This is a genomic window from Jiangella mangrovi (assembly GCF_014204975.1).
GTDB lineage: Bacteria > Actinomycetota > Actinomycetes > Jiangellales > Jiangellaceae > Jiangella > Jiangella mangrovi.
This window is the reverse complement of sequence record NZ_JACHMM010000001.1, coordinates 1778524-1800075: the sequence shown is the minus strand read 5'-3', so window position 1 is coordinate 1800075 and position 21552 is coordinate 1778524. Positions and strand designations below refer to the sequence as shown.

The window sequence follows — 21552 nt, the reverse complement described above, 5'->3', positions numbered from 1 at the left end:
GCGGCGGCGACCGGCCGGTTCCGCGCGGCCGCCCGGGTCAGCCCACGTAGCGGTCGAGGAAGTCGTTGCCGAACGTGTCGTCGGGGTCGTAGTCGGCCCGCAGCCGGCGGAAGTCGTCCAGCCGCGGGTAGCGCTCGCGCACCTGGGCGGAGTCGACGGTGAACAGCTTGCCCCAGTGCGGGCGGACGTCGTACGGGGCCAGCGCGCGCTCGATCTCGGCCATGACCGGGCGGACGCCGTCCGGATCCTTCTTCCACGTGAAGTGGAAGCCGGCGACGTCGCGGCCGTACGACGAGCTGAGCCACAGGTCGTCGGCGGCGACGGTGCGGATCTCGGAGATGTGCAGCACCGGCGCGATCCGGTCTGCCAGCTTCGCGACGGCGCCGAACGCCTCGACCGCGTGCTCGCGCGGCACGAGGTACTCCGACTGCAGCTCCTCGCCGCTGCTGGGGGTGAACTCGAGCCGGAAGTGCGGCAGCCGGTCGTACCAGGGTCCGGGGACGCCCAGCTGCTCGGTGCAGAACTCGGCGGGCATGCCCGGCACCGGGTGCCGGGGGCCGTCGGCCAGCGTCGCGCCCATCCAGGACGGCTCGGGCGTCCAGTCGTCGCTCTCGCTCACCCGGTGCTTGACCCAGCTGAGCGCCGTCCCGCTGGCCCAGTCGGTGAAGATGCTGACGCTGTAGGCGGTGGCGAAGATGTCGTCGAACCGCTCCGCGGCGGTGCTGAGCGCGAGGTCGTCATAGACCACCTGCCGCACTTCGAAGGCCGGCTCGAGGTCGAGCGTCAGCGACACGACGACGCCCAGCGCGCCCAGCGCCACGACGGCGCCGTCGAAGTCCGGCTCGCCGCGGCGCAGGGTGACCAGCTCGCCGTCGCCGCCCACCAGCTGCACGGCGGACACGGCCGTCGCGAGGTTGCCGTTGCCGTCGCCGGACCCGTGCGTGCCCGTGGCGACCGCCCCCGCCACCGAGATGTGCGGCAGCGAGCCGAGGTTGTGCAGCGCCCAGCCCTTGCGCTGCAGCTGGGTGGCGAGGTCGCCGTAGCGCAGGCCGGCCGCGACGGTCACCGTCCGGTGCGCGCGGTCGACCTCGATGTGCGACGGCAGGCCGGCCAGCGACACCAGCTCGGCCGTCGTGTCGGCGACGTCGCTGAACGAGTGCCGGCTGCCCAGCGCCCGGATGCGGTCGCTGCGTGCGACGAGGTCCTGCAGCTCCTGCACCGTGCCCGGGGTGTGCACCCGCGTGGCCGCATAGGTGAGGTTGCCCGCCCAGTTCGTCCGTTCCGCGCTCACAGCGAGCAGCGTACGGCCCGGGTCCGGGGAGCGCGTCGGCGGCCGGGTCGGCAAGATGGTGCGCATGAGGCCCTGGCTGCAACAGTGGATGGACGACCTCGAGAACGAGCGCTACTCCGAAGCCGACGAGAACGTCCACTTCACCGAGAACCTGGCCGAGACCGTGATCGCCGAGTACTCCCTGCCCGGCCAGCTGGTCCTCGACCCGTTCACGGGATTCGGCACCACGCTGGTCGTGGCCGAGCGGATGGGCCGGTCCGGGCTGGGCGTCGAGCTGCTGCCCGAGCGCGCGGACATGGTCCGGCGCCGGCTCGGGGGCCGCGGCGAGGTCATCACCGGCGACGCCCGCAAGGTCGCGGCGCTGGTGGACCGGCCGGTCGACCTGTGCCTGACGTCGCCGCCGTACATGACTCTGATGAACCACCCCGAGAACCCGCTCAACGCCTACGAGACCCTCGACGGCGACTACACCACATACCTGTCCGAGCTGGACGCGATCTTCGGCCAGGTGGCCGGGCTGCTGCGGCCCTGGGGGCACCTCGTCCTCAACGTCGGCAACATGATCGACGACGGCATCGCGACGACGTTGGCGTGGGACGTGGGGAAGATAGTCGGCAAGCATCTGACGTTCCGGCAGGAGACGTTCCTGTGCTGGGACGAGCAGCCCGAGTGGCTCACCGGCGACTACTGCCTGGTGTTCCAGAAGCCCGGCGACGCCTAGAGGGGCTTGTGCCAGACGAGGAAGTCGCACGGCGTCGCGAGCAGCGGCGCCAGGTGCGGATAGTCCTCGTCGATGGTGCCGCGCCGGACCACCCGGTAGCCGCGGCGCTCGTACCACTGGGCGAGGAAGGCCTTCGCCGGGTGCGTCCACGTCCGCGGCACCAGCAGCTCCAGCCGCATGATCGTGCGGCCCTCGCCGCGGCTCTGCTCCTCGGCGAAGCGGACCAGCGCCCGCCCGACGCCGCCGCCCCGGTGATCGGGGTCGGCGGCGAGCATGCCGAACTCGCCGGTGCTGGCGTCCCAGCGTTGGATCCGCACGCACCCGATCGTCCGGTCCCCGACGCGGGCGACGGCGATCTCGCCGGCCCTTATGAACCCCGCCATCTCGGCCGCGGACGTCCGGCTGGCGCCGTCGAGCCACAGCCCGGTCTCTGAGGCGGCGTAGACCTCGTTGACCAGACCGGTCAGTCGATCCACCAGCGCGGCATCGTCCGCCGCCTCCGGCTCCAGCAGCTCGACGGCCGGCTCACTCATACCGTTGGCGTTCTCGGAACGGCCAGGTCCATACTTCCTGTGTCTACCAGCAACATCGGGAGGTCGACATGCCGGTGACCCGTATCCTCCTCGATCAGGACCTCGTCGCTGAAGTCCACCGCCGATCCGGCGTTGCATCTGCAGAGCACGCTGTCACCATCGCGCTTCGCGAATATGTCACTCGCCGTCGCCGTATCGCCCTCGACCAGTTCGCCGTCCTTGCGGCGGACTGGGACTACGTCCGGTGGGAGCGCCGTCGAGCGGAATGAATGAGGTTTCCCGGCCCATGTGTGCCGTGTCTCCGCGTGATCATGTTCGTCTGCGGTCACTGAGACGCCGCCAGGGAACCTGATCACCTGAGCCGGAGAGGCCGGTCACGACGGTGTCCGTCGTGACCGGCCTCGATATCGCAGTCAGGACGAGCGGCGCATCGCGCGGGTGCCGACCGCCAGGCCGAGGGCCGCGACCGCCGCCGACGCGACCATCGCGGCCAGCACCGTCGACGCGGGGAACTCGCCGTTGAAGAGGGCTCGCTCGGCGTCGACGACGTAGGTGAGCGGGTTGGCGCTCGACAGCGCGCGCAGCCAGCCGGGACCGTCGTCGACCGGGAGCAGGATACCGGCCAGGAGCAGCAACGGGAACAGCACGGTCTGCTGCACCGTCCAGAACAGCCACTCGGTGTTCTTCGACGCCAGCGCCAGCGTGTACGACAGCGCGCCCAGCCCGACGGCCATGACGGACAGGATCGCCACGCCGACGACGACGCCCAGGACGTGCAGGTCGAAGCCGAACGGCACGCACACCAGCACGATGATCGCCGTCTGCACGATCATCGGGACGATCTCCTTGAGCGCCCGGCCGATGATGAGCGCCGGCCGCCGCAGCGGAGTGACCAGCATGCGCTCGTGCGCCCCGGTCTGGATCTCGAACAGCAGGTTCGACCCGGTGAACGAGGTGCTGAACAGGCACGACATCACCACGATGCCGGGCACGAACCACTGCAGCGCCGATCCGCCGCCCTCGACCTCGGGAAGGAGCGGCGCGAACAGCCCGAGGAACACCAGCGGCTGGATCATGCTGAAGACGACGGAGAACGGGTCGCGCAGGACGGGCCGCAGCTCGCGGCTGAAGACGGTGACGGTGTCGGTGACCAGAGTCGTGCTGCTCATGCCACGACCTCCTCGGCGATAGCGGTGTCGGTGACGGTGTCGGCTGCGGTGCCGCCCTCGCGGAGGCTCCGGCCGGTGAGGTTGAGGAAGACGTCGTCGAGAGTGGGGCGGCTGACGGCGGTGGACTCGACGGCGATCCCGGCGGCGTCGAGGTCGCGAATGATCCCGGGGACCAGGCGCGGCCCGCCGGCGGCCCGCACCTCGAGCGACGCGCCGTCGACGGTCACCGTCGCGCCGGCCAGGGACGCCAGCCGCGCGGCCGCCTGCCCGGCATCGGACGCGGACCCGAAGCCGAGCGTGATCCGGTCGCCCGCGTGGTCGGCCTTGAGCCGGGCCGGGGTGTCGTCGGCGATGACAGTGCCGTGGTCGATGACGATGACCCGCTCGGCCATGGCGTCGGCCTCGTCGAGGTAGTGCGTCGTCAGCACGATCGTCGTGCCGTGCTCGGCGCGCAGCTTCAGGATGTGCTCCTGCAGGTTGGCCCGGTTCTGCGGGTCCAGGCCGGTCGACGGCTCGTCGAGGAAGAGCAGCCGCGGGGCGTGGATGAGGCCCATCGCGATGTCCAGCCGCCGCTTCTGCCCGCCGGACAGCGACGACGTCGGCCGGTCGGCGACGGCGGCGAGGTCGAGCGAGGCGACGAGCTCGTCGGCCCGGGCCTTGGCGTCGCGGACGCTCATGCCGTAGGCGCGGCCCTGGCTGACCAGCTCGTCGCGGCCGCGCTGGCTGAGCGCCGCGCCGTTGCCCTGGCCGATGTAGCCGATGACCCGGCGCACGTCGCGCTGCTGGGCGACCACGTCGAACCCGGCGACCGTCGCCGTGCCCGAGGTCGGCGGGATCAGCGTCGTCAGCATGCGCAGCGTCGTCGACTTCCCTGCGCCGTTCGGCCCCAGCAGGGCGACCAGCTCGCCCTCCGCGACGTGCAGGTCGAGCCCGCGAACGGCTTCGACCGTCTCCTTCTTGACCGTGAAGTGCCTGGTCAGACCGTTGGTCTGGATCATGGTGGCGTTCATGGGATCCACGCTAGAATCCATTCCGGCCACTTTCTGACCTCAATTGCGAGGACGCTGAAGACATGGCGAACACGAGTGCTCGAATGCTCCGGCTGCTGTCCCTGCTGCAGACGCATCGGTACTGGCCAGGGGAGGAGCTGGCCGACCGGCTCGGCGTCAGCCCGCGCACGCTGCGTCGCGACGTCGACCGGCTGCGCGAGCTCGGCTACCCCGTCGACGCGGCCCGGGGCGTGGCCGGCGGCTACCAGCTGCAGGCGGGGGCCGCGCTGCCGCCGCTGCTGCTCGACGACGAAGAGGCCGTGGCCATCGCGGTGAGCCTGCGCACGGCCGCCGGTGGCGCCGTCGCCGGCATCGAGGAGACGTCGGTGCGGGCACTCACCAAGGTGGTCCAGGTGCTGCCGCCCCGGCTGCGCCGCCGGGTCGACGCGCTGCACACCTACACCGTCCCGTCCATCGCGGGCGGCGGACCGCGCGTCGACTCCGCCGCGCTCACCGTCCTCGCGCAGGCCTGCCGCGACGACGAGCGGCTGCGGTTCCGGTACGCGCCCCGCGAGGGCGAGCCGGCCGGCCGGCTGGTCGAGCCGTACCGGCTGGTGTCGCGGGGACGGCGCTGGTACCTCGTCGCGTGGGACGTCGAGCGGCACGACTGGCGCACGTTCCGCGTCGACCGGCTCTCCGACCCGGCGACGACGGGCCAGCGCTTCCGCCCGCGCGAGCTGCCGGCCGAGGACGCCGCCACCTTCCTCAGCGAGCGGCTGGCCGCCATCCCGACCCGCTACCAGGTGGTGGTCGACGTGAAGGCGCCGGCCGACCGGGTGAAGCGGCAGGTGTGGGGGTGGGGCACGATCGAGCCGACCGGCGAGGCGACCTGCCGGCTCACCATGAACGTCGACACCCTGGACTGGCCGGCGTTCGCGCTGGGCTCGATCGGCGCCGAGTTCGACGTCGTGGCGCCGGCCGAGCTGCGCGACTACGTCCGCGGCATGGGCGAGCTGTTCCTCCGCTCGGCCTAGATCAGGCCCGGCTCAGCCCGGGGACCCCCTCCTCGACGACGTACGACGTGACGGTGCGCGCGGGCGACGTCCGCTGCCGGACGGTGTCGACCACGCGGTAGTCCGCGCGGGCCAGCTCCGGCGTGACCGTGATCAGGACGTGCCCACGGCCTGCACCGGCCATCCGGAAGTGCGGGTTCTCGGGGTCCGGGTCGTGCTGGACGGAGCCCGCGACCTGGCCGCCGCTGGTGATCGAGGTGCCGGTGAACTCGACGCCGACCGTCGGCGACGACGGGTCGTCGAAGTCGAGCTTGAGGTCGGCCGCCCGGTTGGCGTGGATGTCGCCGGAGAGCACGATCGGGTTGCGCGGCCGGCCCGACGCCATCGCCTCGAGCACCTGCTGGCGCGAGACGCGGTAGCCGTCCCACTTGTCGTTCTCCGCACCCACGTCGGGGTCCTCGAAGAACGGCACCTGCTGGGCCAGCACGTTCCACGTGCTCGTGCTGCCGTTGAGCCCGTCGAGCAGCCACCGCGTCTGCTCGGCGCCGAGGATCGTGCGGCCGGGCTCCCAGGCCTCGGGGCCGTCGGCCTCGATGTCGGCCACGTGGTCGGTGCGGTACTGCCGGGTGTCGAGGATGTTGATCGTCGCCAGCCGCCCCCACTGCAGCCGCCGGTAGAGCTGGATGCTCGGGCCGTCCGGGCGCTGTGCCGCGCGGAAGGGCATGTGCTCCCAGTACGCCTGGAACGACGCGACCTTGAGCGCGGCGAACTCGTCGGCGGGGCGGTCCGGGTCGGCGTCGTCGCCGGCCCAGTTGTTCTCCAGCTCGTGGTCGTCCCAGGTGATGCCGAACGGGACGGCCGCGTGGACGGCCTGCAGGTCCGGGTCGCTGTGGTACTGCCCGAGCCGGACGCGGTAGTCCGCGAGCGTGGCCAGCTTGGCGTCGGGCAGGTGGCCGCGCCCGAGGTTGCCCTGGCCGCCGCCCTCGTAGATGTAATCGCCCAGGTGGAACACGATGTCCGGGTTCCCGGCCAGCATGTCCTGGTAGGCGGTGTAGTAGCCGGCCGTGTAGTTCTGGCAGCTCGCGATCGCGAACCTCCAGGACGACGGCAGGGCGTCCGGCGCCGGGGCGGTGCGGGTGCGCCCGACGGGGCTGAGCTGGCCCTCGGCGCGGAACCGGTAGAAGTACCAGCGGTCCGGCTCCAGCCCGGCGACGTCGACGTGGACGGTGTGTGCGTCCTCGCGCCGGGCCATCGTCATGCCGCGGCGGACCAGGCGCGTGAACAGCTCGTCGTGCGCGACCTCCCACGACACCGCGACCGGCCGCGACGGCATGCCGCCCGCGCCGTCGAGCGCGACGGGGTCGGCCGCCAGCCGGGTCCAGATGACGACGCGGTCGTGCAGGGGGTCGCCGGACGCGACGCCGAGCGTGAAGACGCCGTCGGTCAGCTTGGCCGGCGCCGGGGTGGGCGAGGCCCAGGCGATGCCGCCGGTGGCGGCGGTGCCGACCAGCGCGGCGGCCGTCGCGCCGCCGAGCTGCAGGACCCGGCGGCGGGTGAGCTTCTGCTCCATGGGGCGGGTCCTCTCAGCCGCGGAGGCGGCGGGCGGCGGGAATGCCGTGCGGGGGCTCGTCGCGCAGGATCCAGAAAGGGTTGCTCTCGCCGATGACGCGGTTCTGCGCGTCGCGGGCCTGCAGTCGCACGAAGGAGCCGTCGCCGGGGACCACGAGGTGGTCGACCCGCCCGTTCACCAGCGACGCGGCCGGCACGACGGTGCTCGTCGTGGCCGGCGACGGGTCGGCGACGCCGGGGAGGTCGACCGGGCTCTCGATGATGTGCAGCGCACCGCCGTCGGGCAGGCCGGTCGCCGTCAGCCGCACGTTGAGCCGGGCCGCGGTCGTCACCAGCGCCGAGCCGAGCGCTCGCCGTCCGGCCAACTCGATGTCCATGGCGCCGCGCCAGCGGACCGGGTCCACCCACCACGCGCGGCCCGCCCGCAACGCGTCGACCAGGTCGTTCTTCGCCTTCGACGCCGCCCAGACATAGGTGATGTTGTTGTCGGCGAGGTTCGCCCAGTTCTGGCCGGCGTGGTCGTCGCTGACGCCGACCCCGGTGATGAACAGCGCGTTGCGGGCCGCGGCGTCGAACACCCACCGCAGGTCGTCGAACGGGGTGCGGCCGATCTCCATGAGGTCCGCGCCCAGGCTGTTCCGCTCGATCATCAGCCGGACCAGCTCCTCCGGCGTCGCGGCGTCGAGCGGGTGGTTCCACTGGACCAGCGCGCCGTGGGCGTGCATGAACTCGATCATCTCTTCGGTGAGGTCCGGGTCGTTGTTCCGCCGCGGCGGGCTGGGCAGCTCCGGCATCGCGAGCTCGCCGCCGATCCAGTTGAGGTGGCGGACCATCGACATCTCGAATGCCTCGTAGTGCGTGACGTCCGCGAACTCGCCGGCGTAGTTCGCCAGGACCTCGCGGCGCAGCTCGATGCCGCCGGCGCCGTCGCGGCGGCCGTAGTCGATGCGCAGCCGGTCCGCGACCACCTGGGTCGGTGCCTGGCCCGTGACGCGGACGCCGAGGCGCAGCTGGTGCATCGAGTTGTCCGCCGCGACCAGGTCCGGCCAGATCGCCCGCATGTCGTCGACGGGGCGCAGCGTGACACGCTGCCACTGGTTCTGCGGGACGGGGATCTCGACGTAGCCGCGCAGCCCCTCGGCGCGCCGGACGATCGCGCCCGAGGTGCTGCCGCCGATGCGGTACTGCAGCAGGTAGCGACCGGCGGCCCGGCCGCCGCGCGCCGGGTGGTACGAGGTGTTCAGCTCGAGGACCAGCTCACGGCCCGGGCCGGTCTGCTCGGCCAGCACGTCCAGCTGGAGCGTGGAGTCGGCGAGCGAGCCGCTGAAGGTCTGGTTCCACGCCGCGGCGGTGTACCAGAGGATCCCCCAGCCGGTGCCGGCCGCCGTCAGGCGCATGGCCTTGCCGGGCTCGTCCGGCGAGTGCGGGTCGTCGACGAACTCGGCCGCGCCGCTGGTCACCGCGCCCTCGGTGGAGCGCGTCCAGGTCCACTCCATGGTGTTGACGACCTCGCGCAGGCCCTCGAAGCGGACCTCGCGGCGGTGGTCGTGCGCGCCCACCCGGAACTCGTGGTCGGTCCACCAGATGACGTCGACGGCGTTCAGCCGCGCCTGCCGCAGGTGCGTCTCGTAGCTGGCGGTGCCCTCGCTGAACGAGCCGTGGATGTGCATCGCCATGCTGACCGGACGGAGGTCGCGGGCCGCAGCGGCCGCGGGCAGGGCCTGGACGAGCGGGAGGGCGAGCCCCGCGGCTGCCGCGCCGCCGGCCGTCGCCAGCAGGGTCCGGCGCGAGACCGCCCCGTCGTTCTCCGTCGTGGCAGCGTCGCGCATGCCGTGCCTCCGTGATGGTCTCCGATGGATGGTCGGAGATCACCGTAGGAACCGGTCCGGAGGCCGCAAAAGGGATGTATCAAGGATTCACCGACCCGTCGAGCGGGCGTCGCGGAACGTTCGCCGCCAGCCGCTGCGCGGCCGGATCACGGACGGCGGACGCAGTCGCTGCCCGGCTGGGGACAGTCCGGCGCGATCTCCGGAAGCAGGGTGGCCAGCTCGTCGGCGAAGGCCACCAGGGCGTCGCGGTCGCGTTCCGGGTCGTGGGGCCTGTGCTCCACGGCCAGGCCCAGTTCCTGGGGGACGACCACGACGTCGACGCCGGCCGTCGGGGGCGTGGAACCGATCACCTCGAAGTAGACGGCGTTCTCCGTCCCACCCGCCAGGTCGAGCACCTCTGCGCCGGGGGCGTCCATCGTCCACACCAGCCCCGCCACCTCGCCCGACGTCGTCCGGGCCGACAGCGAGCCGGTCTCGGTGGCCCAGCCGCAGACCAGGCCGTAGAACGAGACGTTGTCGCGGCGCAGCTCCGGCCGTTCGCCGAGCACGGCCGCGGCGCTGTCCGTCAGCGCGTCGCACTCGGGCAGGGCGACCACCTCGGGCGGCTCCGGCAGGTCCGGGAGCCGCGGCAGCACCAGCTCGGCCAGGGCGATCGCCTCGTCGTGGCCGGGGAGGTCCCGGAGCCGGAGCACACGGCCATCCTCGAACACCTGCAGGCTTCCGTCCGAGACGAAGCGGGCGTCTTCGCCCAGCCCCGGCACCTCGGCGCCGGGCGGTGGCCCGGCAGGCGCGACGGCCTGCCGGTAGAGCAGCTCGTGGTCGGCCAGGGTCATCGGCTGGGCCGAGACGTCGATGCGGACGGTCGAGCCGGCCGCTGACGGGCCGCCGCCGAGGACGAGGTCGCATCCGTCGAACGTCTGGACGTCGACGGGCCCGGGCCGCTCGACCAGCTCGACCTCGCCTCCGAGGATCTCGCCCGCCTCGTCGGCGCCGATCAGCTCGCAGATCCCGGCCGTCGCCCGGTCCGGGAGACGATTGCGGTCGACCGGGTACGCGACCGGCGGTTCGGGTGCGGCCTCGGGCAGTTCGGCGGCGAACGCCCGGGCCAGCGCGATCAGCGGGTCGTGGTCGGTGCCGTGGTCGTGCGGCTGGTGCTGGACGTAGCCGCCCAGACGCCAGCCGTCGACCACGAACTGGACCGTGCCGAAGGCGTCCTCGTGCGAGAGGTACCTGGCGGGCGCGCCGCCGAGGTCCAGGCTCTCGTCCTCGGTCGCGTCGGCGGCGCCCTCGAGCACACTCCGGTCGCCCAGGGTGGTGTGCGCCTGGATCACGTCGCCGCCGCGGGACCAGGAGCAGAGCAGCCGGTCGTCGGCACGGTCGCGCCGCCGGTCGGCTTCGCCGCCGAGCAGGGTCTCCGCCTGCGGGGTGACGGCGTCGCAGGCGGGCAGCGCGACCTCCGCCGGCGCGGGCCGATAGCCGCCGAGGCGCGACAGCACCGGCCGGACGACCTCGCTCAGCACCGGGATCTCCGGGAGGTGGTACCGGCCGGACAGCCGGACCAGCCGGTCGCCGGCGAGCACCTGCAGCCAGGTCGGGGTGAAGAGGTCGGCCGCGGTGCCGAGTCCGGGCACCTCGATCGTGCCCCAGTCCGCGGCCATCGCCTCGTGGTCGGCGAGCTCGGCCCGGTCGAGCGACACCCGGAGCAGCAGCTCGTACGTCGGATCGGTGCCGGCCTCGTCGACGGTGATGCGGCAGTTGTCGAACGACCAGTCCTCCTCCAGCGGGCCCGGCTCCTCCGTCAGGGTCACGTCGGCCGCACCGAGCGCCGTCCGGACCTCGTCGGCGCGGAGCAACTCGCACACGTGCGTCCCGGCCGGTGCGTCCGGCCCCGTGTCGTCCTGCGCCCCGGACCCGCACGCGGCCGCCGCGAGGAGGACCGCTGCGCCGGCAACGGCGGACCGGAGCCGCATCGATGATCACCCGTCCCGACCTCGAACCCTGTGCCATGAAGACGGCCCGCCCGCCCGCGGCGGTTGCACGGTCCGGAACTGCCTGCTGGCGCAAGATTCGGTCCAAACGGTTGAAACCCGGTCGGTTGCCGGGCGGGCCCTGCGCCGACGCGGGAGAATGGGCGCCATGTCTCGCCTGAGCGCCCCCACGCGAGTGCCGGTCGGCACACAGGTCGTCGTGCACGGCACGCCGGCCGACGCCGCTGCCCCCGGCTCCGGCCGTGGTCTCGCCGGACGTGTCGTCCGCGAGGCCGACGGCACCTACACCGTCGCGATCGGCGACGGGCGCCTGGTCGATGCCGACCCCGACCAGCTGACCGCACTCGCCGACCCGCTCTCCCGGCTGCCCGAGCCGGTGCGCTCCGGCGCCCCGCGCGACCTGGTCACCACCCGCACCCTGTACGCCGCCGCGGTGGGCCGGCCGTCCGCCGACCCCGCCGCGCCGCTGACCGTCCGCGGCGTCTTCCAGGCGCCGACGGCGGCGTTCTGGTCGCTGCGCAAGCCGCCCGAGCAGGTCACCGGGCCGGGACCGTCCTGGCTCTCGTGGGAGGTCGAGCACTTCTGCCGGCTCGCGCTCGACGCCGACCCCGAATGCCTCGAGCTGTTGTGGTCGGCCCGCCCCATCTGGGTGAGCGAGGCAGGCCGCGAGCTGCTCGACCTCCGGCCGGCGTTCCTGTCGCAGACCATCTCCGCCGCCTATGCCGACCACGTGCTGGCCGGGTTCAAGCGCTTCGACGACGAGCACGTCCAGGGCGAGCCGCGCGACTCCGGCGCGGCCGATCTGCTGCGGCTGCTGGTCGACGGCCTCGCCCTGCTGCTGACGGGCGACACCGGCGTGCCGTCCGCCGAGCACCAGGAGCGCCTGGCGTCGGTGCGGGCCGGCGCACTGCCCTGGGACCAGGTCGACTCCTACCGCCTCGAGCTGCAGCAGCAGCTCGACGACGTCGCCGCGGCGTCGTTCCTGCCGCCCGGCCCCGACATCTCGCGCGTCGACGCCTGGCTCAGCGACCTGCGCCGACGCGACCTCGACGCGAGCTCCTGACTCTGCCCGATTGGACCGTGATCAGCAGGGTAAGTCCGCTACGTCACGAAAGTCCGATGAACGGGGACGAAGGAGCTGGGATGATCATCCTGGGTGTCGTTCTGCTGCTGATCGGGTTGCTCGCGGGCGTGGGCATCCTGACGACCATCGGCATCATCCTGCTGATCGTCGGTGCGGTGCTGTACGTCCTGGGCGCCGCCGGCCGTCCGCTGGCCGGCCGCAAGCACTACTGGTAGCGCCCCTCACGGCACCCGGCCGGGGCTACAGACGGCGGTACATGATGTGCAGCCCGACGTAGCCCCGGTCCGGGTGCCGGAACGCCTCCGGGAGCGTCCCGACGACCTCGAACCCGAGCGACCGCCACAGCGCGACCGCCCGCGTGTTCGTCTCGACCACCGCGTTGAACTGCATGGCGCGGTAGCCGGCGGCGCGCGCCCAGTCGAGGACGTGCTCGCCCAGCGCCCGCCCGACGCCGCGCCCGGAGTGCTCCGGCGCGACGATGAAGCTCGCGCTGGCGATGTGGTCGCCCGGGCCCAGGTGGTTGCGGTTCATCTTCGCCGAGCCCAGCACCGTGCCGTCGTCGCCGACCGCGACGACCGTGCGGTCCGGAGGCGCCAGCATCCAGATCCGCCGCCCCAGCTCGACGTCGAGGTCGCGGGGGAGCGTGTACGTCTCGCCCGCCGCGACGATGCCCCGCAGGATCGGCCAGACGGCCGGCCAGTCGTCGTCGCGGGCGTCCCGGATCTCCATGCCGCGAGCCTAGGCTTCCTTCTGGGACGACATCAGCCAGGCATGAGGAGACGGCGTTGACCAGCCTGTACGACATTCCGCTGCAGACCATCGACGGGGTGGACGCCTCGCTCGGCGACCACAAGGGCAGCCTCCTGCTGCTCGTCAACGTCGCCTCGAAGTGCGGCCTGACCCCGCAGTACGAGGGCCTCGAGCGCCTGCACGAGCGCTACGCCGGCCGCGGGTTCACGGTGCTCGGCTTCCCGTGCAACCAGTTCGGCGGCCAGGAGCCCGGCACCGCCGAGGAGATCCAGGAGTTCTGCTCCACGACCTACGGCGTGACCTTCCCGCTGTACCGGAAGGCCGACGTCAACGGACCGTCGCAGCAGCCGCTGTACGCGGAGCTGACGCAGGTCGCCGACGCCGAGGGCGAGGCCGGTGACGTGCAGTGGAACTTCGAGAAGTTCCTGGTCTCGGCCGACGGCGCCGTGCTGGGCCGGTTCCGCCCGGGCGTGCTGCCGGAGTCCGACGAGCTGGTCGGGGCCATCGAGGCCAACCTGCCGCGCTGACCCCTGCCGCCCGCCCGCTACTGTCGCGTCTCGTGGAGACGAGACAGCTGGGGCGGACCGGCCGGCAGGTCGGTGTGGTGGGGTTCGGCGCGTGGCAGATCGGCGCCGACTGGGGCACGGTCGACGAGGACGCCGCGATGGCGGCGCTCGAGGCCGCGGTCGACGCGGGCGTGACGTTCATCGACACCGCGGACGTGTACGGCGACGGGCGCAGCGAGCGGTTCGTCGGCGAGCTGCTGCGGCGCCGGCCCGACGCCGGGCTCACGGTGGCCACCAAGATGGGCCGGCGGGCGAATCCGCACGTGCCGGGTGCGTACACGCTGGACGCCTTCCGGGCGTGGAACGACCGCAGCCGCGAGAACCTCGGCGTCGACACCCTCGACCTGGTGCAGCTGCACTGCCCGCCCACCGAGGTCTACTCGCGCGACGCCGTCTTCGACGCACTGGACACGCTGGTCGAGGAGAAGCGCCTGCGGGCCTACGCGGTCAGCGTCGAGACCTGCGACGAGGCGCTCGCGGCGATCCGCCGGCCGGGCGTGGCCAGCATCCAGATCATCCTCAACTGCTTCCGGCAGAAGCCGCTGGACGAGGTGCTGCCCGCGGCCGTGGCGGCCGGCGTCGGCATCATCGCCCGGGTGCCGCTGGCCAGCGGCCTGCTGTCGGGCCGCTACGACGCGTCGACGACCTTCGGGCCGAACGACCACCGCACGTTCAACCGCGCCGGCGAGGCCTTCGACGTCGGCGAGACGTTCTCGGGCGTCCCGTTCGAGGTGGGCGTCGAGGCGGCGCGCGAGATCGCCGCGCTGACCCCGTCCGGCGCCACCACGGCCCAGCTGGCGCTGCGCTGGATCCTCGACCAGCCGGGCGTCTCGGTGGTCATCCCCGGCGCCCGCAACCCGGAGCAGGCCAGGGCCAACGCGGCCGCGGCGGACCTGGCGCCGCTCGACGGGGCGACCTCGGCCGCCATCGGGCGCATCTACGACGCGCGCATCCGCCCGCTCGTGCACGCCCAGTGGTGAGCCGCCCGAACTGAGCCGTCAGCGCGTGGGCGCCGGACCGACCCGCGGCGCGACGTCGAGCAGCGACGGCGCGAACGCGTCGGCCAGCGCCACCAGGTGGTCGCGGTCGCGCCCGGGGTCGTGCGGACGCTGCCGCAGGAGCATGCCGACCTGCTGGTGGCCCATCCAGAAGTAGACGCGGCCGCTGGGAACGTAGACGCCGTTGTCGTGCAGTCCGCCGACGTGCACGACCTCGGCGCCGGGCCGGTCCATGGCCCAGACCCGGCCCACCTCGTCGCCGCGCCCGCGCAGCGTGGCGGTGAGGACGGTCTCGCCGGCCGTCCACTCGCAGCGCAGCTCGTCCTGCGTGCGGCGGTCGCGGCGTCCGGTGGCCGGCTCGCCCAGCACGGCCTCGGCCTCTGGGGTGACGGCGTCGCAGGCGGGCTGGGTGCTGCCGGGGTCGGGCGACGGCGCCAGCTCGGCCAGCCGCGGGACCACCAGGGCGGCGAGGTCGACGGCGTTGTCGTCGCCCCCGCCGTGGATGCGCACCACGCGGTCGCCGGCGTAGACGTGCAGGAGCCCGGGGGCGATGTAGGCGACGTCGCCGAGGCCGGGCACCACGGTGCGCGGGCCGATGCCTTCTTCGGCGTCCTCCTCGAGCATGGCGAGGTGCTCTTCGGCCGAGACCGGGTCCATGGACACCATCAGCGGGAACGGCTTCGGCGGCCGGGTGGTGGTGCCGTAGTCGATGGTGACGTAGCAGCTCTCGAAGGACGGGTCGCCGACCGGACCGGCGTAGTCGCTGAGGCGGACCTCGCCGCCGCTGTAGACGGCGCGGACCTCGGCCGGGTCGAGCAGGTCGCAGACACGCCGGGCCGAGGGCTCGCTGCCGGTCTTGGCGGCCGTGGCGGTGTCGGCGGCGGGGCCGGCGCCGGATCCGCAGGCGGCCAGCACCAGGGCGAAGGCCGCAATGGACCGGACCCGCATGGCGTGACCACCTCCTCCCCGTCGCCGGAACACCTCTCAGCAGGATGACGCATGGGCCGGACCAAACCGTTGCATCAACGACTGTGCCACCATCGAGCGATGACGACAGCAGTCACGGAACCGGTCGTCCTGCGCCACGCGCTCGGCCGCGCCGTGGCCGTCGTGGGCTGGACGGCGGCGCTGGGCTGGCTGGTCGCCGCGCGGCCGCCGGGCGGCACCGGCCTGCTGTTCGCCGCGGGGGCGAGCGGCCTGCTCTGGGCGCTCTGCTGGCGCCCGGCCGTGGTCCTCGACGACGACGGCGTCACCGTCCGCAACCCGCTCCGCGACGTGCGGGCCGGCTGGGCCGCGCTCGACGAGGCCGGCTTCGGCTGGTCGCTGTGGCTGCGCGCCGGCGACGTCACCTGGCACGCGGCCGCCGCGCCCGGCCCGGCGTCGATGTCGGCGCTGTACGACCGGCACGTCACTGCGGGCGGGGTGCTCGAACGCGACGCCGTCGCCCGGGCGGGGCAGCGGCCGGCACCGGCGCTGCTGGCGGTGCGGCAGCGGTGGGAGGCACGGCGGGCGGTGGCTCCGGGCGGGCTGACGGTGGCGCCGGCGGTCGCGAGCATCGCCGTGCTGGCGTCCTCGGCCGTCCTGCTGGTGACGGCGGCCCTCACGGGCTGACCACGACGCGATGGCAGGATGGAGGCATGGATGCCGGTGACACCGTCGACGACTTCGTCCTGCCGGACCAGTCCGGCACCCCGCGCCGGCTCAGCGAGCTGCTGGCCTCCGGTCCGGTCGTGCTGTTCTTCTATCCCGCCGCCATGAGCCGCGGCTGCACGGCCGAGGCCTGCCACTTCCGCGACCTGTCCGCCGAGTTCGCCGTCGCCGGTGCGCAGCCCGTCGGCATCAGCGCCGACGCCGTCGAGCGGCAGCAGGCCTTCGACTCCGGCAACGACCTCGGCTTCCCGCTGCTCAGCGACCCCGGCCGGACGGTGGCGGCGCAGTTCGGCGTCGCCCGGCGCTTCGGCGCGCTCCCGGTGAAGCGGCAGACGTTCGTCATCGGCACCGATGCGCGCGTGCTGGGTGTCGTGCGCAGCGAGCTGGCCATGGAGAAGCACGCCGACCGCGCCCTCGAGATCCTGCGCGCGGCCGCCTGACGGACCGCCGGTCTCAGGCGATCCGCCGCGCCAGCGCGGGGTCGGGCTCGCCGGCGGCGTCCGGGTGCAGGATCGCCGCGAGCGCCTCGACGCCGTCGACCAGGCGCGGGCCGGGCCGGGCGAACGAGGCGTTGGCGTCGACCGCCCAGACCGGCACGTCGGGCAGCCCGCCGGCCCGGACCAGCTCAGTTGCCAGCCGCGCGGACTCGTCCAGGCCGAAGCCGCAGGGTGCGCACACGGCGACGTCGGCGCCGCAGCCCGCGAGCACGCCCGGATCGAGGCGGTAGGAGCGCTCGCCCGCCGTGCCCAGGACGCAGGCGCCGCCGGCCGCCGTCACCATGTCCGGCACCCAGTGCCCCGGCGCGAACGGCGGGTCGGTCCACTCCAGCACCAGGGCGGGCACCGGCGCGCGCCCGGCGACCTTCGCCCGCACGGCGTCGAGGCGGCCGGTCAGCTCGCGTACCAGCGCATCGGCCCGGTCCGGCGTGCCAGTGGCGGCGCCGATGAGGCGGATCGACCCGAGCACCTCACCGAGGTCCTGCGGGTCGACGGTGAGCACGTCGGCGGTGCAGCGCAGGTGGGCCAGGGCATCGCGCACCTCGGTGACGTCGACGGCGCACACCGCGCAGAGGTCCTGCGTGACGACGAGGTCGGCGTCGAGCCCGGCCAGGGCGCCCTCGTCGAGGTGGTAGAGGTCCTCGCCGGCCGCCATGCGCCGGGCGACGAGGCGGTCGATCTCCGCGGGCGTCAGGCCCTCGGAGAGGGTGCTGGTCGAGACGATGCGACGGCTGCGTGCCTCGGGCGGGAAGTCGCACTCGAACGTCACGCCGACGACGTCGTCGCCCGCGCCCAGGGCGAAGATGATCTCCGTCGTCGACGGGAGGAGCGACACGATCCGCATCGGTCCACCGTAGCCGGGACACCGGACCCGTCCGGAGGTGCCGAAACCATGATCGTTGTGCCAGGCTGCGCCCCATGAAGCGAATGAGACCAGTGCGCGCTCTGGCGGTGGCTGCCATGGCGGTGGCCCTCACCGGGTGCATCAAGGTGGATATGCAGCTGGATGTGTCCGACAGCGACACGGTCGGCGGCGAGATCATCTTCGCGCTCAGCCGTGACGTGTCCGCGATGGCCGAGGCCATGGGCGAGGACCCGAGCGAGGCCTTCGGCGACCTCAGCGAGGACATGCCCGAGGGCGCGCAGGTCGAGGAGTACGAGGACGACGACTTCGTCGGGCAGCGAGTGACCTTCGAGGACATCGCGCTGTCGGAGTTCTCCGAGGGCAACGAGTTCACCATCGCCCACGAGGGCGAGGAGATCATCGTCGACGGCTCCCTCGACATGACCGAGTTCGACCCCGAGACCATGGCCGGCGAGCTCGGCGGCCTGGGCGGCGACGCCGGTGAGCTCGGCGACATGGACCAGCTCATGGAGTCGCTCGAGATGCGCGTCGCCATCACGTTCCCGGGCGAGGTCACCGAGCACAACGGCGAGCTCGACGGCACCACCGTCACCTGGACCCCGGTCCCCGGGGAGGCCAACGAGATCAGCGCCCGGTCCGCCGACTCCGGTGGCGGGGGCGGCGACGGCATCCCGGTCTGGATCTGGATCCTCATCGTCGTCGTGGTGCTGGGTCTGGCGGCGCTGCTGTTCTTCCTGTCGCGCAACCGCAACCAGGCGCCGCCGGCCGACGAGTCCGCCGCCGGCTACCCGGGCGCGGTCCCGCCGCCGCCCGGTGGCGCGCCGTTCGGGCCGGGAAGCGCCGCCGACGCGCCGACCGTCACCACCGAGGCCCCGACCGCGGTCCAGCCGCCGCCTCCGGACCAGGCCGCCGCGCCCACGCAGCAGACGACGCCGTTGCCGACGGATCCGCCGGCCCAGGGCGGGACGCCGGGCCAGGGCGGGACGCCGGGCCAGGGCGGGACGCCGGGCCAGGAGCCGCCGGCCGCGCCGCGCTGACCCCGTTCGCTTCACGAACCGACGACGGCGCTCGTCGTGCGCACCACCGCACGGCGAGCGCCGTCGTTCGCCGGTTCAGCCCTTGCTGAGCGTCAGGAGGAACTCGACGGTGCCATGGTCCTCGACCTTCACGAAGCCGAGGTTCGGCGGGTCGACGTCGAAGTCGGCGAACTGGATCTCGCCGGACCCCGCCACCTGGACGCCGTCGCCGGAGCGCTGCACGTCGAGCTGGACCTCGATGGAGTGCGTGACGTCGCGGACCTTGAGGTCGCCGGTGGCGCTGACGGTGATCGGGCCGCCGTCCTCGAGACCGTCCAGCGAGACCGGCGACGTGAGCGTGAACGTCGAGGTCGGGAACTCGTCGGTCTGCAGGATCGGGCCGCGGAACTGGCTGTCGCGGCTGCCGCTGTCCGTGGTGATGGTCGTCGTGTCGACGGTGATCTCGCCCTCGGTGGCCGAGCCGCCGGCGACGGTGATGTCGCCCGTGACGTCGCTGGTCCGGCCGACGACGGTGTTGTCCTGGCCGTTGAGCACCTCGTCGACGCGGTAGCCGGCCTCGGAGCCGCCGGCGACCGTCCAGGTGCCGTCGAGGTCCACATCGCCGCCGCTGGCGGGCGGCGGGTTCGTCTCGAGGGCCAGGGGATCGGGCGCGTCGCCGCTGATGACGTTGACGTAGAGATACGTCCCGCCGATCACCAGCACCACGAGTGCGGCAAGGCCGCCGACGCCGATGAGGACCCGGCGGCGGGTGAAGAACGACATCCGAAAGACCTCCAGCAGTGTGGCCCGACTGCTTGTTATACGAGGAACTGCGTGACGGGGATGGCGGTTCCGCGAGTCGCGGGCGTCACACGCTACTGTGCGGAGCGTGCGAGCGGCGGCGCAGACGGCCTACGGCGGGCCCGAGGTCGTCCGTCTGACCGACGCGGACCGGCCGGTCGCGGGCCCGGGCGAACTGCTGGTCCGGGTGCACGCGACGACGGTGAACCGCACCGACACGGCGTACCGGGCGGGCACGCCGGTGTTCCTGCGGGTCGTCCGCCCGCGCGGGCGGATCCTGGGCACGGAGTACGCCGGGGTGGTCGAGGAGACCGGCGCCGGCGTCACGGGCTACGCCGCCGGGGACCGCGTCTTCGGCTACCACGAGGGCGGGTTCGGCGCCCACGCCGAGTACCTCACGGTCGAGGCGGACGGCTTCCTGGCCGCGATCCCGGACGGCGTCACCTTCGCGCAGGCGGCCCCGGCCACCGAGGGCGCCCACTACGCGCAGTCGTTCATCCGCCGCGCCCGCATCGAGCCCGGCATGGCGGTGCTGGTCAACGGGGCGACCGGCGGCATCGGCTCGGCGGCCGTCCAGCTGCTGGCGGCCATGGACGTGGCGGTCACGGCGGTCTGCGCCACGCCGCATGTCGAGCTGGTCCGCTCGCTGGGGGCGCGTCACGTCATCGACTACACCGCCGAGGACTTCACCCGTTCTGCCGGCGGCGGGTTCGACGCGGTCTTCGACGCCGTCGGCAAGGCGACGTTCGGGCGCTGCCGTCGGCTGCTGCGCCCCGGCGGCGTCTACGTGAGCTCCGAGCTCGGCCCGTTCGCGCAGAACCTCGGCCTGGCCCTGGTCACGCCGTTGCTGCGACGTCGTCGCGTGGTGTTCCCGGTGCCGCTGCAGAGGCGGGAGATGATCGAGCAGTTGCGCGACCTGCTGGCCTCGGGGGAGTTCCGGCCCGTGATCGACCGGCACTACCCCCTGGAGCGGATCGTCGAGGCGCACCGCTACGTCGACATCGGCGCCAAGATCGGCAACGTCGTCATCGACGTGGTCCGGTAGCTAGCGGCCGATCACGCGCACCTCGGCCGCCGGCAACCCCGTCCACCAGCGGTCGTAGCGGCGGTAGACGGTGGGGTCGCGCTCGGCCAGCAGCGCCGTCAGCGCGGCCGCCTCGGCCGAGAGCCCGGCCCAGTCGGCCGCCGGCAGCGGGTGGAACGCGGCCGCCTCGATGCCGCCGCCGTCGGCCGGGCGCCACACGCCGGCCACGAACCCGTCGACGAGCAGCGCCGGCAGGGTGTCGCCGTTGCTGCGGATGACCAGCTTGCGGTACTCGGGCGGGAGTACGCGGCCGCGGTCGGCGTGCGCCAGCAGCAGGCTGTCCCACATGCCCAGCAACCGCGGCGGCGCGGGGACGTGCTCGCCCGGGCGGGGCGCGCCGGGCAGGTCGTGGAGCACGGTGCCCCCGGGTCCGGCCAGCTCCTCCAGCTCGTCCGCGAGGGCCTCGACCGCCGCCTTGGCCTGCGGCCGGTAGACCAGCGCGAACTGGGCGAAGTCGGGCATCGTCACGGGCCCGAAGCCGGCGACGTAGCGGCGGAACAGCTCGGCCAGGGCGGCCGCGGCGGTGGCGTCGTCGGCGAGCGGCGGCGGGTGGGCGGGCGCGACGTACGACGGCCGGGCGCCGAACGACCACGGCGGGCCGGTGGGTGCGTGCACCACCGGCCCGAACTGCCGCAGCGCCCACCACAGCCACGTGCTGGGCTCGCCCCGGCGTGCGGTCAGCCAGGCCTCGCACTCGGCGTTGGAGCGCGGTGATGCGAGGAACTCGAGCACCTGGGGGATGGCGGCCTCGGCGTCGGCATGGCTCAGGCCGGCGCCGGCGTAGCGGCGATCGTTGAGCCGGGCTCCGCGCAGCGTCGGCTGCATGGCCTGCTTGAAGGTGAGGTGGTCGCCGGCGTCCACCGCGTGCAGCGTGACGCGCATGAGGGTCGCCTTGACCACAGTCGCGTCGGCGAACGCGGCGTCGAGGGCGGCAGGGTCGAAGCCGTCGACCCGGTTCCACAGCGCGAGGTACGGCGAGGCCGGGTGCTGGGCCTGCAGCGCGACCAGCTGCCGGACCGCGCCGGCCACGTCGGTGGACGCGCGCTCCAGCAGCAGCTGCCGGGCCAGCGTGGCACGGTTGAGCGCCCGGACGGTCATCGTCATGCCGGGCATTGTGCCCCGAGCCACCGACAGCCCCG

General features: G+C 73.4%; 23 protein-coding genes. 11 read left to right on the top strand and 12 right to left on the bottom strand.

Annotated elements, in window-relative coordinates:
• Window positions 1-37 precede the first annotated feature (37 nt).
• On the bottom strand, window positions 38-1291 hold the full coding sequence (locus HD601_RS08360; protein ID WP_221440703.1) for a D-arabinono-1,4-lactone oxidase: 1254 nt from the start codon (window positions 1289-1291) through the stop codon (window positions 38-40).
• Window positions 1292-1355: 64 nt separating this feature from the next.
• Here HD601_RS08360 and HD601_RS08355 point away from each other — a divergent pair, with 64 nt between their 5' ends.
• A complete protein-coding gene (locus HD601_RS08355) occupies window positions 1356-2012 on the top strand; it encodes a TRM11 family SAM-dependent methyltransferase (RefSeq protein ID WP_184820954.1) in 657 nt (218 codons plus the stop codon).
• Here HD601_RS08355 and HD601_RS08350 read toward each other — a convergent pair.
• Complete coding sequence (locus tag HD601_RS08350; RefSeq protein ID WP_184820952.1) at window positions 2009-2545, bottom strand: GNAT family N-acetyltransferase; 537 nt, start codon at window positions 2543-2545, stop codon at window positions 2009-2011. The two genes, HD601_RS08355 and HD601_RS08350, sit on opposite strands and share 4 nt — an antisense overlap.
• Window positions 2546-2613: 68 nt before the next feature.
• On the opposite strand from HD601_RS08350, the gene HD601_RS08345 reads away from it, so the two are divergent.
• Window positions 2614-2814 (top strand): type II toxin-antitoxin system VapB family antitoxin, encoded by a 201-nt coding sequence (locus HD601_RS08345; protein WP_184820950.1) that lies wholly within the window; start codon window positions 2614-2616, stop codon window positions 2812-2814.
• A 144-nt stretch (window positions 2815-2958) separates the two neighbouring features.
• On the opposite strand, the gene HD601_RS08340 is transcribed toward HD601_RS08345, so the two are convergent.
• Both HD601_RS08340 and HD601_RS08335 read right to left on the bottom strand, forming a co-directional pair.
• The gene (locus tag HD601_RS08340) at window positions 2959-3714 is read right to left on the bottom strand and encodes an ABC transporter permease (protein WP_184820948.1); all 756 of its coding nucleotides are present in this window, start codon (window positions 3712-3714) and stop codon (window positions 2959-2961) included.
• A complete protein-coding gene (locus HD601_RS08335; RefSeq protein WP_184829592.1) occupies window positions 3711-4712 on the bottom strand; it encodes an ATP-binding cassette domain-containing protein in 1002 nt (333 codons plus the stop codon). The genes HD601_RS08340 and HD601_RS08335 overlap by 4 nt, the downstream gene beginning before the upstream one ends.
• Window positions 4713-4786: 74 nt before the next feature.
• Between HD601_RS08335 and HD601_RS08330 the strand changes: the two genes are divergently transcribed.
• Complete coding sequence (locus HD601_RS08330) at window positions 4787-5737, top strand: helix-turn-helix transcriptional regulator (protein ID WP_221440701.1); 951 nt, start codon at window positions 4787-4789, stop codon at window positions 5735-5737.
• A gap of 1 nt (window position 5738) precedes the next feature.
• Here the strand turns inward: HD601_RS08330 and HD601_RS08325 are convergent, their stop codons facing one another.
• From HD601_RS08325 to HD601_RS08315, 3 genes are all read right to left on the bottom strand, one after another.
• Window positions 5739-7286, bottom strand: coding sequence for an alkaline phosphatase D family protein (locus HD601_RS08325; RefSeq protein ID WP_184820946.1), 1548 nt, complete (start codon window positions 7284-7286; stop codon window positions 5739-5741).
• Window positions 7287-7299: 13 nt separating this feature from the next.
• Complete coding sequence (locus HD601_RS08320) at window positions 7300-9114, bottom strand: CehA/McbA family metallohydrolase domain-containing protein (protein WP_184820944.1); 1815 nt, start codon at window positions 9112-9114, stop codon at window positions 7300-7302.
• Window positions 9115-9260: 146 nt separating this feature from the next.
• The gene (locus tag HD601_RS08315) at window positions 9261-11084 is read right to left on the bottom strand and encodes a hypothetical protein (RefSeq protein ID WP_184820942.1); all 1824 of its coding nucleotides are present in this window, start codon (window positions 11082-11084) and stop codon (window positions 9261-9263) included.
• 166 nt (window positions 11085-11250) lie between these two features.
• Between HD601_RS08315 and HD601_RS08310 the strand changes: the two genes are divergently transcribed.
• Both HD601_RS08310 and HD601_RS08305 read left to right on the top strand, forming a co-directional pair.
• Window positions 11251-12165: a DNA polymerase beta superfamily protein gene (locus tag HD601_RS08310; protein WP_184820940.1), complete on the top strand. Its 915-nt coding sequence runs from the start codon at window positions 11251-11253 to the stop codon at window positions 12163-12165.
• A gap of 80 nt (window positions 12166-12245) precedes the next feature.
• Window positions 12246-12401, top strand: coding sequence for a DUF6131 family protein (locus tag HD601_RS08305; protein ID WP_184820938.1), 156 nt, complete (start codon window positions 12246-12248; stop codon window positions 12399-12401).
• 25 nt (window positions 12402-12426) lie between these two features.
• On the opposite strand, the gene HD601_RS08300 is transcribed toward HD601_RS08305, so the two are convergent.
• The gene (locus tag HD601_RS08300) at window positions 12427-12915 is read right to left on the bottom strand and encodes a GNAT family N-acetyltransferase (RefSeq protein WP_184820936.1); all 489 of its coding nucleotides are present in this window, start codon (window positions 12913-12915) and stop codon (window positions 12427-12429) included.
• 56 nt (window positions 12916-12971) lie between these two features.
• Between HD601_RS08300 and HD601_RS08295 the strand changes: the two genes are divergently transcribed.
• Both HD601_RS08295 and HD601_RS08290 read left to right on the top strand, forming a co-directional pair.
• Window positions 12972-13463 (top strand): glutathione peroxidase, encoded by a 492-nt coding sequence (locus HD601_RS08295; protein WP_184820935.1) that lies wholly within the window; start codon window positions 12972-12974, stop codon window positions 13461-13463.
• A gap of 32 nt (window positions 13464-13495) precedes the next feature.
• Window positions 13496-14482: an aldo/keto reductase gene (locus tag HD601_RS08290; protein WP_184820933.1), complete on the top strand. Its 987-nt coding sequence runs from the start codon at window positions 13496-13498 to the stop codon at window positions 14480-14482.
• A gap of 18 nt (window positions 14483-14500) precedes the next feature.
• On the opposite strand, the gene HD601_RS08285 is transcribed toward HD601_RS08290, so the two are convergent.
• Complete coding sequence (locus tag HD601_RS08285; RefSeq protein ID WP_184820931.1) at window positions 14501-15448, bottom strand: hypothetical protein; 948 nt, start codon at window positions 15446-15448, stop codon at window positions 14501-14503.
• 99 nt (window positions 15449-15547) lie between these two features.
• On the opposite strand from HD601_RS08285, the gene HD601_RS08280 reads away from it, so the two are divergent.
• Together HD601_RS08280 and HD601_RS08275 are read left to right on the top strand one after the other, a co-directional pair.
• The gene (locus tag HD601_RS08280; protein WP_184820929.1) at window positions 15548-16111 is read left to right on the top strand and encodes a PH domain-containing protein; all 564 of its coding nucleotides are present in this window, start codon (window positions 15548-15550) and stop codon (window positions 16109-16111) included.
• A 26-nt stretch (window positions 16112-16137) separates the two neighbouring features.
• Window positions 16138-16590 (top strand): peroxiredoxin, encoded by a 453-nt coding sequence (locus HD601_RS08275; RefSeq protein WP_184820927.1) that lies wholly within the window; start codon window positions 16138-16140, stop codon window positions 16588-16590.
• A gap of 13 nt (window positions 16591-16603) precedes the next feature.
• On the opposite strand, the gene HD601_RS08270 is transcribed toward HD601_RS08275, so the two are convergent.
• A complete protein-coding gene (locus tag HD601_RS08270) occupies window positions 16604-17491 on the bottom strand; it encodes an ABC transporter substrate-binding protein (protein WP_184820925.1) in 888 nt (295 codons plus the stop codon).
• 74 nt (window positions 17492-17565) lie between these two features.
• Between HD601_RS08270 and HD601_RS08265 the strand changes: the two genes are divergently transcribed.
• Window positions 17566-18549 carry an LppM family (lipo)protein gene (locus tag HD601_RS08265; RefSeq protein WP_425503380.1) on the top strand — a complete coding sequence of 328 codons (984 nt, stop codon included), beginning with the start codon at window positions 17566-17568 and terminating at the stop codon, window positions 18547-18549.
• A gap of 75 nt (window positions 18550-18624) precedes the next feature.
• Here the strand turns inward: HD601_RS08265 and HD601_RS08260 are convergent, their stop codons facing one another.
• Window positions 18625-19311 (bottom strand): YceI family protein, encoded by a 687-nt coding sequence (locus tag HD601_RS08260; RefSeq protein ID WP_184820921.1) that lies wholly within the window; start codon window positions 19309-19311, stop codon window positions 18625-18627.
• A 106-nt stretch (window positions 19312-19417) separates the two neighbouring features.
• Here HD601_RS08260 and HD601_RS08255 point away from each other — a divergent pair, with 106 nt between their 5' ends.
• The gene (locus HD601_RS08255; protein WP_184820919.1) at window positions 19418-20374 is read left to right on the top strand and encodes a zinc-binding dehydrogenase; all 957 of its coding nucleotides are present in this window, start codon (window positions 19418-19420) and stop codon (window positions 20372-20374) included.
• Here the strand turns inward: HD601_RS08255 and HD601_RS08250 are convergent, their stop codons facing one another.
• On the bottom strand, window positions 20375-21517 hold the full coding sequence (locus HD601_RS08250) for a winged helix DNA-binding domain-containing protein (RefSeq protein ID WP_184820917.1): 1143 nt from the start codon (window positions 21515-21517) through the stop codon (window positions 20375-20377).
• Between the last annotated feature and the right edge of the window lie 35 nt (window positions 21518-21552).